The following is a 13191-nucleotide window of genomic DNA, read 5'->3' on the forward strand; positions in this document are numbered from 1 at the left end:
GCGCGTCAGGGGCAGATCACACCGTCCTCGACGCGCTTCTTGATTCAGGCTGCTACGGCGCCGGGCCGCAGGCTGGCCGCCAGTTCGGCGCGGTGATGGTCGGCGTTGCCGAACGCCATGTCGATCATGATCAGGCGCTTCAGATAGTGGGCGACCGCCAGCTCTTCGGTGAAGCCGACGCCGCCGTGCAGCTGCACCGCCTGACGGCCGACATACAGGCTGGTCTGGCCGACGCGGGCCTTGGCCGCCGCGATCACCTTCCTTCGTTCGGCCGGATCGCCCGAGAGCGCGATCGTCGCCAGATACATCATCGAGCGGGCTTCCTCACAGGCGATCGCCATGTCGACCGCACGGTGCTGTAGCGCTTGGAACGAGCCCAGCGTCTGGCCGAATTGCTTTCGGGTCTTCAGGTACTCCATCGTCATCTCGCGGACGGCGTCCATGGCGCCGACGGCCTCGGCCAAGCGGGCCACCACGCCGTGATCCACGGCGTCACGCAGCAGGAGGAAGCCTTCGCCTAAGCCACCGATCAGGTTCGCGGCGGGAACCACCACGCCATCAAGCTTCAGACTGGCGTTGTGGCGGTTGTCCATGGCGCGGCTGCCCATGATCGTGAGGCCTTCGGTCCGGGCCGGAACCAGGAACAGGCTGACGCCGTCCTGGCTGTCGTCGGCGCCGGCCGTGCGCGCGGGAACGATGAACCCGTCGGCGGCGCCGCCATCCAGCGCGTGGCTCTTCTGGCCCGTGAGTCGAAAGCCGCCTTCGACGGCTTCGGCGCGTGTGGCGATGCGGTTAAGATCAAACCGGCCGTTCGGCTCGCCGTCGGCCAGGCTGAGCACCATCGTGCCCCCGGCGATCCCAGCCATCAGTTCGGTGCGAACGTCCTCGGTCGCCGCGGTCAGCAGCACCGGCGCGATGACGCCGGTCGAGACGAACGGTTCCAGCATCAGGTGGCGACCGACCGCCTCGGCCACGACCATGGTTTCCACCGGGCCCGCGCCCAGTCCGCCGTCATCCTCGGGGATGTTCAGCATCAGCCAGCCCAGGTCGGCCATGCGCCGCCAGCTGGCCGCGTCAAACGCTTCGCCCCTTTGGACGCGCGCGCGCCAGGCCGTGAAGTCGCCGTAGTCGGCGCCGAGCCGCCAGGCGCTGTCCTTCAGGAGCTGCTGCTCTTCGGAAAGGTCGAAATTCATGGGGGCCTCAGAGACCGAGCGCCCGGCGGGCGATGATGTTGCGTTGGATTTCGTTCGAGCCGCCGTAGATGCTGGTGACCCGGGAATAGATCATGCCCTTGGCCGCCCAGGCGTCGGGCGCCTCGAACGGGCCCAGCGGCGCGAAGGCCATGGCGCCATAGCCCTGCAGCTCGACCCAGTATTCGGTGATCTGCTGCAGCAGCTCGGACCAGCGGATCTTGATCATCGAGGCGCGGGGTCCCGAGTCCTGGCCGGATGCGGCTTCGGCCATGGTCCGCATCACCATGCCTTCCAGGGCCATGACCTCCAGCTCGAACTGGGCCAGGCGGTCGGCGACCCGCGGGTCGTCCAGCAGGCTGCGTCCGCCGACCAGGGTCTCGGCCGCGACCTTGCGGGCGCCGCGCAGTTGTTGGGCCAGACGCGTGGTCGTCGCGGCGGTGACGCCGCGCTCGCGATCCAGCAGCACCTTGCCGTAGCTCCAGCCCATGCCTTCCTCGCCCAGCAGCGCCGAGGGCGGGACGCGGACGTTGTCGAGGAACACCTCGTTGGTGTGGTGGATCTCGTCCATGGTCACGACGGGGCGGATCGTCACGCCCGGCGTGTCGATGTCGATCAGGAACAGCGAGATGCCGGCCTGCTTGCGCGCGTCGGGATCGGTGCGGGCCAGCAGGAACATCCGGTTCGCCACATGGGCGTAGCTGGTCCAGGCCTTCTGGCCGTTGATCACGTACTCATTGCCGTCCCGTACCGCGCGGGTCGACAGCGACGCCAGGTCAGAGCCGGAGTTGGGCTCGGAATAGCCCTGGCACCACCAGTCGTCGCCCGAGACGATCGCCGGCAGGTACTTGGCCTTCTGTTCGGGGCTGCCGAAGGTGAAGATGATCGGACCGATCAACTCCAGGCCCTGGTGGAACTGAACGGGCGCGTCGGCGCGCGAGGCCTCGGTCTCGAAGATGTAGAGTTGGGTCGGGTCCCAGCCCGTGCCGCCGTATTCCTTGGGCCAGGAGGGCGCGCCCCAGCCGCGCGCGTGCAGCAGCTTCTGCCACTGGGTGAACTCGTGAGGCTCAAGGCGCATGCCGGCGCGCACCCGGCTCTTGAATGACTCGGGGACGTTCTCGGCGAAGAAGGCGCGCACCTCGTCGCGGAAGGCGGACTGCTCCGGGGTCAGATCAAGATTCATGGTTCACCACGGGTCAGAGGAAACAGCGGGTCTCGGCGATGCCGCGCACGCCAAGACCGTGGAACGCCATCAGGCGCCCAGAAGCGTCGACATCGGTCTTCAGGCGGCCGCCGCTGTCGGAGATCGAGGTCACGTAGAGGACGTCGAGGTCTTCGCCGCCGAAGGCCGGGCACGAACAGAAGGGCGCGGGGCTTTCGACGACCCGATCCAGGCGGCCGTCCGGCGAAATGCGGATCAGCTTCTGAGCCTGCACCAGGGCCAGCCAGATATGGCCTTCGGCGTCGACCGTCGCCCCGTCCGGGGCGCTGCTGAAGCCCGATGTGTCGAAGAAGTCGCGCTTCTCGCCCACCGCGCCGGTCTCGGGATCGTAGCTGAACGCCCAGACCATGTGGCGCAGGCTGTCGGCGAAATAGAGGGTGTCGCCGCTGGGGCTGAAGCAGGTGCTGTTGGCGATCTCGATCGGTTCGGTGGGCAGCACTTCCCAGGCGCCGCCGGCCGTGAAGCGATAGAGCTTACCGATCCGTCCCGTTTCGTTGTGCATCGCCATCGTGCCGGTGACGAAGCGGCCTTGGCGATCGGCCTTGCCGTCGTTGAAGCGCTCGATCGGCGCGAGCGTGTCGGGCAGGGCGATCGGCGTGAAAGTTCCCGTGTCCAGCTGGACGCGATAGGCGCCGTCGGCGAGACCTGCGATCAGTTCCCCGGGGCGGCCCAGAACCACGCTGCCGATGGGCTTGGGCGCGGAGAAGGATGTTTGCTCGCCCGTGAACGGGTCAAAGCGCCAGATGGCCGGCGCCATGCTGTCGACCCAGTAAAGCAAGCCCGCATCGGCGTCCCATAGCGGCGACTCGCCCAGCCGACAGCGTTCCTTGCCGATGATCTCGACGGTGAAGGTCATAGGGAGGGTCCTTTGCTGGAAGCGCTCGCGGCGAAGTCCGCACGACGGTCCTTCGCTTCGCGCACGCGCAGGCTGCGGCCGCGATTGGCCAGGATGATCTCGCCGTTGATGGCTTGGCCGGCGGGCGAGGCGAGGTGGACGGCCAGGTCCGCGATCTCGTCGGGATCCACGCCGGCGCCGTCTTGAGCTAGATCCAGAGCGATGCAGTTGGCGCGATGGCCCGCGCTAAAGCCTTCCAGGGTGACGCACCGCATCAGCGCGACATAGGCGCCGGAGAAGGCGCAGGCGTCCGCCGCGCCCCAGGCGCCCAGATAGCCCCGATCGCCCACCAGCACGATCGCGCCCTTCGGGTTCAAGCGGCCCAGCAAGACGCCCAAGGCCTCGAACAGGTCGGTGAAGTGCGCCAGTTGGGCGTCCAGCCGCGCGTCGTCGATGTCGAGAAATAGCGACGACGAGGGGGCGGGCGGCGCCACGATCACGGCAGCGTCCAGGCTGGTTTCCAGCGCCGTGATCGCTGCGGCGTCGGGCTGGGCCAGCGTGATCAGGTCGCCAACCTCGACGCTAACGCGGCGCAGAATCGCCTCGGCGACTGGTCCCTGGCCGATGACCAGGATCGAAGGAATGGAGGTCGTCATAGCGGCGGTAGCCCAAGGGATTTCCCGCCGTCGGCCATCAGGATCTGGCCGTTGACGAAGCTGGCGTCCGGACCGGCCAGGACGCTGACAATGGCGGCGATCTGGGCCGGATTGGCCGGAGCCCCGGTCGGCTCCATGCGCTTGAGCGCGCCCAGCATGTCGCCGAAGCCGTCGATCATCCGGGTGTCGACCATGCCCGGCGCGACAGCGTTCACGCGGACGCCGCGCCAGCGCAGCTCGATCGCCATGGCCCTTGTGAGCGACACGACGGCCGCCTTCGACGCCACATAGTGCGCGGCGCCGGCGCCGCCGAGGTAGCCGCGTGAGGCGATGTTGATGACGCTGCCGCCGTCCGGCATGCGCCGTACGGCCTCCTGCGCGACACGGATCGTCGCCAGCAGGTTGACGCTCATCACGCGGTCGCAGCCCGCCCGGTCGACCTGTCCGATCGGGTCGAGAATTCCGCTGATCCCGGCGTTGTTCACGAGGACGTTCACCGCCTCCACCCCATCCAGGGCCTTGATCACCGCGGCGCGGTCGCGGCAGTCGGCGGCGGCGGTGCGAACGCTCAGTCCGGCTTCGCGCCAGTCTGCGGCGGACCGCGAAAGCTGGGTCTCGTCCGCGTCCACCGCCAGGATCTCAAAGCCGTCCGCGCCAAGGCGCTCGACGATGGCGCGCCCGATGCCTTGGGCCGCCCCGGTGACCATGGCCAGTTGCGGCATGACTGATTTCCTCCTCATGGCGCAGCAAACGCCAGCTCGCCGACGCCGCAGACATCCGATCGCCGGCGGCGGCGCTAATCACATGGGTGATGGATCAGACGAGGGTCTCGAGCGCTGAGCGCGTGAAGCCGACCAGTTTGTCGCTCTCACCGTCGCGGACCTTTTCCACCCAGCGCGGATCGGCCAGCAGGGCGCGGCCGACGCCCACCAGATCGAAGTCCCCGCGCTCCAACATCACGTCCAGCTTGTCGAGCGAGGAGGCGTGGATGACATCGACGCCTTCCCGCAGGCTGGCGACGACGTCGCCGTCCAGGCCGACCGAGCCGACGGTCATCGTCGGCTTGCCGGTCAGTGTCTTGGTCCAGCCGGCCAGGTTCAGCGGCGAGCCTTCGAATTCCGGCTCCCAGAAGCGCCGTTGCGAGCAGTCGAAGACGTCGACACCGGCGTCGACCAGCGGTTGGACGAAGGCCGCCAACTCTTGGGGCGACTGGCAAAGGCGCGCGGTGTAGTCGACCTGCTTGAACTGGGAATAGCGGAAGAAGATCGGGAAGTTTGGCCCCACCGCCGAACGACAGGCCTTGATGACCTCAATGGCGAAGCGCAGGCGCTCGATCATGTCGCCGCCATAGCGGTCGCCGCGCTGGTTGGTGGCCGACCAGAAGAACTGGTCGATCAGGTAGCCGTGCGCGCCATGAATCTCGACGCCGCTGGCGCCGATCGCCACCGCGTCGCGCGCGCCCTGGGCGTAGGTCTCTATCACCGTCTCAATCTCGGCCTCGGTCGCGGGCGCCCCAAAGGGCTTGCCGGGCTCGTAGACGCCGGAGGGCGAAATGGAGGGCGCGCTGGCGTTCGGCGGGTTGGCGGTGAGGGAGCGGTGGCCGCCGATGTGCCAAAGCTGGGGAATGAACGCCGCGCCCGCCGACGTCACCGAGGCCGCGATCGTCTTCCATTGGTTCAGGGCCGGGCCATGGAAGTTGGGGATGTCCGCGTGGTCGACCGCCGCCGGATGGTTGATCGCGACGCCTTCGGTGATGATCACGCCGACGCCGGCCTCGGCGCGCCGGCGGTAGTAGTCGGCGACGGCCTGGTTCGGAACGCCGCCCGGCGAGAAGCGTCGGGTCATCGGCGACATGACTACGCGATTGCGAAGCGCGAGACCCGCCACGGTGGTCGGCGCGAAAAGCGTGGAAGTAGACACCGCGAATCCTCCAGGTGCGTGCACGGGCCGAGGCGTCTCGCCCCAGGCTTTGAGCTGGGTTTTCGCAACGACTAGGCGGGGGCGGCGGTCAGGCGCATCAAAGTTCGCGATCGCGCCGCGCGCATCACCCACGTGATTTATGGAGGCGATGGGACGGCCTGCGCGGCGACGCTCCCGTCGCCTCTTAGACCTTCCAGGAAAGAGACCTCGGGAGGCCGCCTTGAACTGGAACTATGGTGACATCTTCGACGCGGTCGCGCGCGCCGCGCCGCCCGAGCGTCCCGCCTTGATCTGGCGCGATGCGGTCGTCACCTGGGGGGAGTTTGATCGCCGTACTAACAACCTGGCCAAGGCTCTGATCGATCTTGGCTTGAAACCGGACGCCCGGATCGGGATCCTGTGCCGCAATCACCCGGCCTATCTGGAATTCCTGGTCGCCGGCGTGAAGGCGCGGCTGCTGACCGTCAATCTCAACTACCGCTACACGGCCGACGAGATCGCCTACGTCCTGAACGACTGCAACGCCGAGGTGCTGTTCTATCAGTCGGACTTCGACGGGATGCTGGCGTCGTTGCAGGAGCGACTGCCCGGCGTACAGGCCTGGGTGCGGATCGAGAACGAGCGCTCGCCTGAAGCCCCCCCGGAAGGCGCACTGTCCTACGAAACCCTGGCGCGGACCGGCGACGGCAAGCCGCTGGACATCACCCGCTCGGCCGACGACGGCTATCTGCTCTACACCGGCGGCACGACCGGCAAGCCCAAGGGCGTGCACTGGTCCACCGATCAGTCCCGGCGCGTCCAGCTGGAGTCGCCGCTGATCGCCCGCGTCCCCCAGACCATGGAAGAGCACCTGGAGACCGTCCGCGCCACCGACAGCCGGATCATTCCGGCTTGTCCGCTGATGCATGGCTCGGGCAGCAATTCGGCCATGGGCGATTTGCTCAATGGCGGGACGGCGATCATCCTGTCCGGCGACCGGTTTGACGCGGCCCAGCTTTGGCGCGAGGTCGAGAAGCATCGCGCCACGCGGGTCTCGATCGTCGGCGACGTCTTCGCCAAGCCCATGTTGAAGGCGCTGGACGACGCGCCGGGCGCCTATGACCTGTCCAGCATGCGGGCGATCAGTTCCGCAGGCCTGACCTGGTCCAAGGAGGTCAAGGAGGGGCTGCTGCGGCACATGCCCAACATCGCGCTGGTCGACATCCTGGGCGCATCGGAAGCCTCTGGGCTGGGCTACTCGGTGGCCAAGGCGGGCAAGATCCCAGAAACCGGCGTGTTCGACGCCGCACCCCTGACTGTTCTGATCGACCCCGATACGGGCGCGATCATGCCGAAGGATCGGCCCTCCGAGGGCTTCATCGCCCGCAGCGGCGCCATGGCCAACGGCTATTTCGGCGATCCGGAGAAGACGGCGGCCACCTATCGGGTGATCGACGGCGTGCGCTACGCCGTGCCCGGCGACTTCGCTCGTTGGATGCCGCCCAATCAGTTCACCCTGATCGGCCGAGGCAACCTGTCGATCAACACTGGCGGCGAGAAGGTCTTCCCCGAGGAGGTCGAGGAGGCGCTGAAGCTGCAGCCGGGCGTCGCCGACGTGCTGGTGGTGGGCCAGCCCGACGACAAGTGGGGCAAGATCGTCGTGGCGATCCTGAAAGCCGACGGCGTGTTCGACGAGGCGCGCGTTCGGGCGGGCCTGGCTCAGACGCTGTCGGCCTATAAGCACCCTAAGCGCTTCGTATTGGTGGACACCGTGCCCCGGCACGAGAGCGGTAAGGCCGACTACCGCACCGCGATCGCGCTGGCGACCGAGACCGCCTGATCTTTAGCGCCTAACGGCGCGGCGGCCAGGCGTTCATCGACTGGCCGCCGATCGCCATCAATTCGCCGGTTCGGGCGAACAGGCGGATGTCACCATGGGCGAAGCCCGAACGGATGCCCTGGATTCGCGCGTCGCAGAGGATCCAGTCTGTTTCGACGCGCCGGATCACTCGCAAGGTGTTGTCCAGGCTCACCCCGCCCAGGCCGCCTCCCAGCGCCTTGCTGAGAGCATAGGGCGTGAAGTCGCCAAAGAGGGCCAGGACGCTGATGTCCATCGGCAGCGCCTGGCGCGCCCGCACCCAGAAGACGGTCCTGCCGCTGTCGGCCAGCTTTCCGGTCGGCTCGGTCTCCGCGAAAGCGCCGGGCGGGATGCGCATCTCCAGGGTCTCGAGCAGCGTGCCGGGTTCCTGGCCGTGGGGCCACAGCTTGGCCGTTTCGCAGGCCTCTGGCGGGGGAACATCGGGCGCCGCATCCCAAGCATGGTCGAGCGGCTCTTCGCGGACGCCCAGGGCCGCCGTGGCGAGGAAGATCTCGCGATCGCCCACACGGCCGACCACGCGCGCCTGAGAGACCGTTCGTCCAGGTCCTGGAACCTGGATGGTCAGCTCAAGTGTCTCCTCGGGGCGTACGGGGCTCAGAAACTGGATCGTCGACCAGACGACCGGGCGTTGGAGGTGATCCTCCAGAGCCGCCAGGGCTGAACCGAAAAGCACGCCGCCAAAGACGAAGACATTGCCAGGAGGGCCAACGCACAGGCGTCGGTCGGCGATCAGGGTCTGGCGCGACGAACCCGGCGTCGCCTCGAAGCGCATCAGGCGTGATGGCGAAGTGTTTTCGGGCGCCGTCGAGGCGTTCTGGTCGGTCATCTGCGTTTCCTCGCGGCGTCCGGGCCAAGGCCAGGGGACGCCAGGCTCAGCCATTCGACGGGCGGGCGGATTCGATCAAGGGCGCGCTAGCGTCGACTCCCAACAGACACATCCGTGATGTTCGCGCGCCAAGGCGGCCGCGTCTGGCGAAGGGGAGGGTGTCGCCGCGACAAAGGGGCGTTCCTGAGGGAGATCGCCATGACCGCGTCGCAACAACCGACCGCAAGCCAACAACCGACCCGGATCGACGCGCTCGTTATCGGCGCGGGTTTTGGCGGCATGTACGCCGTTCACAAGCTGAGCGGCATGGGCCTGACCGTCCAGGGCTTCGAGGCGGGCGGCGACGTCGGCGGGGTCTGGTACTGGAACCGCTATCCGGGCGCGCGTTGCGACCTGATGAGCCTGGACTACTGCTATTCGTTCTCGCCCGAGATCGAGCAGGAATGGACCTGGAGCGAGCAGTTCGCCGCGCAGAGCGAAATCCTGGCCTACGCCAACTTCGTCGCGGATCGTCTGGACCTGCGCCGACACTTTCTGTTCGAGACCTGGGTCACGGGCGCGGCCTATGACGAGGCGGCCAATGTCTGGCGCGTCACGGTTGATGATGGCCGGGTGTTCGAGGCGACCTATTGCGTGATGGCCTCGGGCCCGCTGTCGATCCCCAAGGGCGTTCCGTTCGAGGGCGCCGAGGACTTCGAGGGCGAGATCCTGCTGGCCGCCAAGTGGCCGCACACGCCCGTCAGCTTCGAGGGCAAGCGTGTCGGTCTGGTCGGCACCGGCTCGACAGGCATCCAGATCGTGCCGGAAGTCGCCAAGACCGCCGGAGCCCTCACGGTCTTCCAGCGCACGCCGAGCTTCACCCTGCCAATGCGAAATGTGACGCTGGAGCCGGACTATGTCGCCGAGTTGAAGCGCAACTACGCTGGCATTCGTCAGGTGGCGCGCAACAGTCCGCTGGGCGGTGTGCGGCCTCAGTCGACCCGGCCGTTCTTCAGCGTCACGCCCGAGCAGCGTCGCGCCCTGATGGAGGACTCCTGGGCGCGGGGCGGTCTGGCGTTCCTGGGCACTTTCTCGGATCTTCTGGTCAATCCCGAGGCCAACGACCAGGTCGCCGAGTTCGTGCGCGGCAAGATCAGTGAGGTCGTCACCGACCCGGTCACGGCCGAGAAGCTCAAGCCGCGCGGCTATCCGATCTTCGCCCGCCGTCCGTGCCTGGACACGCACTACTACGAGACCTTCAACCTGCCGCACGTCAAACTGCATGACTGCCTGGAAAGCCCGATCGTCAGGATCACCCCCGCAGGACTGCTGACGGAAGGCGGAGAGGTCGAGCTGGATGTGCTGATCTTCGCCACCGGCTATGATGGGCTCACGGGCGCGCTGCTCAACTTCGACGTGGTCGGCCGGGGCGGCCTGCAGCTACGGGACAAGTGGCGTGACGGGGCCAAGTCGCACCTGGGTCTGATGATCTCTTCATTCCCGAACCTGTTCCTGGTCTGTGGCCCCAACGGTCCGGCCGCTCTGGCCAACATCATCACCTTGGACCAGCAGAACATCGACTGGATCGCCGACGCGATCACCCACATGCGCCAGGAAGGTCTTGCGACGATCGAGCCGACGGAAGCGGCTGAAGAGGCCTGGATGAACACCGTCTATGGCCTGGCGGAGCTCACGCTCGTCTCCAAGGCCAACACCTGGTATGTGGGGGGCAATATCAGCGGCAAGCCGCGCGGCTTGAGCATGTATACCGGCGGCTTCCAGCGCTACAGCGAAGCGTGCCGTCTCGCAGCCGAGAACGGCTACAAGGACTTCGTTTTCGCCCGGGCGCCTGCGTCTCAAGACGTGCGAGGTCTTGAGCGGGCGAGCTAAGGAAGGCGCGCGCGCGAAGCACTAAGGGCGGCGTCGCTCGGCGGCGCCGCCCCTGCTGTTTCAGCCGCCGCGCTTGAGGGTTTCGCGGGCGATGATGAGTTGCTGGATCTGGCTCGTGCCTTCGTAGATGCGGAAGATGCGGACATCACGAAACAGACGTTCGATCCCGTAGTCTGCAACATAGCCCGCGCCGCCGAACAGCTGAACGGCTCGATCCGCGACCCGGCCAACCATCTCGGATGCGAAGAGCTTGGTGGCCGCCGCCTCGAGCGTGACATCCTGGCCGGCGTCGCGCTTGCGAGCGGTGTCCAGCACCAAAGCCTTGGCGGCGAGCGCCTCGGTCTTGCTGTCGGCGATCATCGCCTGGATCAGCTGGAAGTTAGCGATCGGCTGGCCAAACTGCTTGCGTTCGCGCGCATAGGCCACGCAGTCGGCGATTAGGCGCTCGGCAACGCCAACGCATACCGCTGAGATATGAACGCGGCCGCGATCCAGCACGCGCATGGCCAATGTGAAGCCCTCGCCCTCGGCCCCCAAGCGGTTACCCACCGGCACGCGGACATCCTCGAAAACGACGTCATGAATGTGTGCGCCTTGTTGGCCCATCTTCTTTTCGGGCTTGCCGACACTGAGACCAGGCAGGCCCGCCGGAACCAGGAAGGCCGACACGCCAGCGCCACCTTGGACGGCCGGATCGGTGCGCGCCATGACTGTGAACAAGTGAGCACGGCCGGCGTTCGTGATGTAGCGCTTCACGCCGTTAAGAACGTAGTGGTCGCCGTCAAGGACTGCTCGGGTTTGTACCGAGCCACTGTCGGATCCTGCTTCGGCCTCCGTCAGAGCGAAGGCTGTGATGGTTTCGCCCGAGGCGATGCTCGGTAGCCAACGCGCTTTCTGCTCTTCATCGCCGAACATCACCAGGCCTTGGCTGCCGATACCGACGTTGGTGCCGAATGCCGAACGGAAAGCGGGCGCGGCGTGGCACAGGGCCATGACGATCCGCGCTTCTTCTTCAAGGTTCAGGCCCAAGCCCCCATAGGTTTCCGGGATCGACAGGCCAAACAGGCCCAGCGCCTTCATTTCTTCAATCAGTTCGGGGGGTATGGCGTCGTCCTCAGAGGCCTTGCTCTCGGCCGGTCGCAAGCGCTCGGAGGCGAACCGCTCGATCGTCTCGATCAATGCGCTGAGGGTTTCTGGTTCGATCATTTGCGGGTCCTTGTCACTTTGCTAGAGGCGCTCGAAGGCTAGGGCCGCGCCCGGGCCGGCGCCGATGCAGAGGGTGGCGAGACCCCGGTTGCCGCCGCTCGCCTCCAGTTGACGCAGGGCGGTGAGCACTAGGCGCGCGCCGTAGCGGCCGATCGGGGTGCGGATCCCGTCACAGATATGGGCGGTGTCGTTCATACGTTGTCCCTTGGCTCATCCCACAAGCGCAGCGGTAGGAAGGGGCCGAACGAGCGTCAACAATGCGGGGAGCGACGCTGCAAACCGCACGTATGGGATTTGCGAAAGCCGTGTTCAGAGGGCCGTCAGGCCAATTGCGCCCGGTGGAGGCGAGCCCATACGCGACCGTTTCAGGCTGCCGCCTTCTCTTGCAGGTGAAGGTTGGGTCGCCGCATCAGATGTCGCCGGACGGAGAAGGTGCTGTACGCCGCGTCGTGGGCGCCATTTGTTGCGCCTTCCGCTCTGTCCGACCTGGGTCGGGAACGGAAACGAACGCCAGAACAGGATAAGGCGAAGGTCTGGTTGTTGGGGCGGCGCCAGTTTCAGGACCCGACCCATACTCGCCCCCTCCGCGCCTTCGGCGCTCCTCCCCCATAGGGGGAAGAAGGGAGCGCACCTTCTGCCCCCTATGGGGGCGGACGACCATGCATAGCATGGTCCGGTGGGGGCCTGCGGCCTGTCCGACTTCCACCCCTTCGCGGACCTTCACGGCGTCCGCCCCGGCGCCAGAATCTAGAGAGCGAGGGCCTACGCATAGCTCTCAGTTCCGACCGCCTCTGATGCGCGGCTAGCCCTGCAGGCGCGCGGCGAGAGCCAGGATCGGCGGCGCGAAGCCGAGGCCGGCGATCAGGAGCTGGGTCAGGATGATCGCGCCCGTCCCCCAGGCGTAAGCGGGATGGACCTTGCCGCGCGTGGCCCGGTCATAGAGGACCGCGACCAGGACATAGAGCAGCATGGTCCCGCTGACCGCCCAGCTGGCCCAGGGGCCAAGCAGGGGCATGGGCAGAAGTCGGCCTAGGGCTGGGCTCATGACCATGATCGTGCCGCACAGCATCAGCCGCTTGTGCCAGGCGGCGTCGCGGCGCAGGGCCACCGCAGCCAAGGTCAGCGCCGCGAAGGTCAGGACTCCGGCGACGTCCAGCACGAGAAAGACGCCCGGCGGGAAGAAGGGGGGCACACGGTGCAGCACCAGAGCCATCACCGTCGTGTGGATTCCGACGGCCACCATGACCAACACCCAGCCCGCGCCGAACACCCCCAGGGTGCGGTGAAGGCCGAAGTTTCCCCGGGTCACCAGTGCGTTCTGCACGAGGTAGAGCGCGATCCAGAGGCTGAATACGGCCGCGTGGAGATGCACGTGCCAGGGCGCGCTGGCGAAGGCGGTCTGGGGGCGCGCGAAGCTGACCGAGAAGCCGACCACCACGGTCAGGGCGATGGCGATCGCCATGATCAGGAAGAAGCCGCGGTCGGACGTGGCACGGGTCGGTTCGCGGCCTCGCGCGATGGAAGTGGGATGGTCGGTCATCTTGTTCAAAGCCCCCGTTCTGGACGCCCGATGAGGAGGCGGTCACTTGCCGGTGAGAAAGGACCGGGA

General features: G+C 67.0%; 11 protein-coding genes and 1 pseudogene. 2 read left to right on the plus strand and 10 right to left on the minus strand.

Going from position 1 to position 13191, the window contains the following annotated elements; translation table 11 throughout:
• Positions 1-44: 44 nt before the first annotated feature.
• From CSW63_RS04865 to CSW63_RS04890, 6 genes are all read right to left on the minus strand, one after another.
• Positions 45-1193: an acyl-CoA dehydrogenase family protein gene (locus tag CSW63_RS04865; protein ID WP_062096433.1), complete on the minus strand. Its 1149-nt coding sequence runs from the start codon at positions 1191-1193 to the stop codon at positions 45-47.
• A 7-nt stretch (positions 1194-1200) separates the two neighbouring features.
• Positions 1201-2373, minus strand: a complete 1173-nt coding sequence (locus CSW63_RS04870; RefSeq protein ID WP_062096431.1) for an acyl-CoA dehydrogenase family protein — start codon at positions 2371-2373, stop codon at positions 1201-1203.
• Between the two features lie 13 nt (positions 2374-2386).
• Positions 2387-3268 carry an SMP-30/gluconolactonase/LRE family protein gene (locus tag CSW63_RS04875; protein ID WP_062096428.1) on the minus strand — a complete coding sequence of 294 codons (882 nt, stop codon included), beginning with the start codon at positions 3266-3268 and terminating at the stop codon, positions 2387-2389.
• Complete coding sequence (locus tag CSW63_RS04880; protein WP_062096426.1) at positions 3265-3903, minus strand: SDR family oxidoreductase; 639 nt, start codon at positions 3901-3903, stop codon at positions 3265-3267. Before CSW63_RS04880 ends, CSW63_RS04875 begins: the two co-directional genes overlap by 4 nt.
• A complete protein-coding gene (locus CSW63_RS04885) occupies positions 3900-4643 on the minus strand; it encodes an SDR family NAD(P)-dependent oxidoreductase (RefSeq protein WP_062096425.1) in 744 nt (247 codons plus the stop codon). The genes CSW63_RS04880 and CSW63_RS04885 overlap by 4 nt, the downstream gene beginning before the upstream one ends.
• Positions 4644-4719: 76 nt before the next feature.
• Positions 4720-5823: an NADH:flavin oxidoreductase gene (locus CSW63_RS04890; protein ID WP_062096423.1), complete on the minus strand. Its 1104-nt coding sequence runs from the start codon at positions 5821-5823 to the stop codon at positions 4720-4722.
• Positions 5824-6043: 220 nt separating this feature from the next.
• On the opposite strand from CSW63_RS04890, the gene CSW63_RS04895 reads away from it, so the two are divergent.
• The gene (locus CSW63_RS04895) at positions 6044-7642 is read left to right on the plus strand and encodes an acyl-CoA synthetase (protein ID WP_062096420.1); all 1599 of its coding nucleotides are present in this window, start codon (positions 6044-6046) and stop codon (positions 7640-7642) included.
• A gap of 10 nt (positions 7643-7652) precedes the next feature.
• On the opposite strand, the gene CSW63_RS04900 is transcribed toward CSW63_RS04895, so the two are convergent.
• Entirely contained in the window at positions 7653-8507 is an 855-nt protein-coding gene (locus CSW63_RS04900) for an acyl-CoA thioesterase II (RefSeq protein WP_082749505.1), read from the minus strand.
• A 198-nt stretch (positions 8508-8705) separates the two neighbouring features.
• Here CSW63_RS04900 and CSW63_RS04905 point away from each other — a divergent pair, with 198 nt between their 5' ends.
• Positions 8706-10376, plus strand: a complete 1671-nt coding sequence (locus tag CSW63_RS04905; protein ID WP_062096418.1) for an NAD(P)/FAD-dependent oxidoreductase — start codon at positions 8706-8708, stop codon at positions 10374-10376.
• A 60-nt stretch (positions 10377-10436) separates the two neighbouring features.
• Here CSW63_RS04905 and CSW63_RS04910 read toward each other — a convergent pair whose 3' ends face one another.
• The 3 genes and pseudogenes from CSW63_RS04910 to CSW63_RS04920 form a co-directional block, all read right to left on the minus strand.
• Positions 10437-11582 carry an acyl-CoA dehydrogenase family protein gene (locus tag CSW63_RS04910; protein ID WP_062096417.1) on the minus strand — a complete coding sequence of 382 codons (1146 nt, stop codon included), beginning with the start codon at positions 11580-11582 and terminating at the stop codon, positions 10437-10439.
• A gap of 21 nt (positions 11583-11603) precedes the next feature.
• Positions 11604-11738, minus strand: a pseudogene (locus CSW63_RS04915) (3-oxoadipyl-CoA thiolase); the annotation flags it as partial.
• Positions 11739-12384: 646 nt separating this feature from the next.
• Positions 12385-13122 (minus strand): hypothetical protein, encoded by a 738-nt coding sequence (locus tag CSW63_RS04920; protein ID WP_062096321.1) that lies wholly within the window; start codon positions 13120-13122, stop codon positions 12385-12387.
• Between the last annotated feature and the right edge of the window lie 69 nt (positions 13123-13191).

The organism is Caulobacter sp. FWC26, assembly GCF_002742645.2.
Lineage (GTDB): Bacteria > Pseudomonadota > Alphaproteobacteria > Caulobacterales > Caulobacteraceae > Caulobacter.

What these genes read in the sequence shown, in the direction of transcription:
- CSW63_RS04865 (WP_062096433.1), bottom strand. Translation starts at nt 1,193, where the DNA reads ATGAATTTCGACCTTTCCGAAGAGCAGCAGCTCCTGAAGGACAGCGCC.
- CSW63_RS04870 (WP_062096431.1), bottom strand. Translation starts at nt 2,373, where the DNA reads ATGAATCTTGATCTGACCCCGGAGCAGTCCGCCTTCCGCGACGAGGTG.
- CSW63_RS04875 (WP_062096428.1), bottom strand. Translation starts at nt 3,268, where the DNA reads ATGACCTTCACCGTCGAGATCATCGGCAAGGAACGCTGTCGGCTGGGC.
- CSW63_RS04880 (WP_062096426.1), bottom strand. Translation starts at nt 3,903, where the DNA reads ATGACGACCTCCATTCCTTCGATCCTGGTCATCGGCCAGGGACCAGTC.
- CSW63_RS04885 (WP_062096425.1), bottom strand. Translation starts at nt 4,643, where the DNA reads ATGAGGAGGAAATCAGTCATGCCGCAACTGGCCATGGTCACCGGGGCG.
- CSW63_RS04900 (WP_082749505.1), bottom strand. Translation starts at nt 8,507, where the DNA reads ATGACCGACCAGAACGCCTCGACGGCGCCCGAAAACACTTCGCCATCA.
- CSW63_RS04905 (WP_062096418.1), top strand. Translation starts at nt 8,706, where the DNA reads ATGACCGCGTCGCAACAACCGACCGCAAGCCAACAACCGACCCGGATC.
- CSW63_RS04910 (WP_062096417.1), bottom strand. Translation starts at nt 11,582, where the DNA reads ATGATCGAACCAGAAACCCTCAGCGCATTGATCGAGACGATCGAGCGG.
- CSW63_RS04920 (WP_062096321.1), bottom strand. Translation starts at nt 13,122, where the DNA reads ATGACCGACCATCCCACTTCCATCGCGCGAGGCCGCGAACCGACCCGT.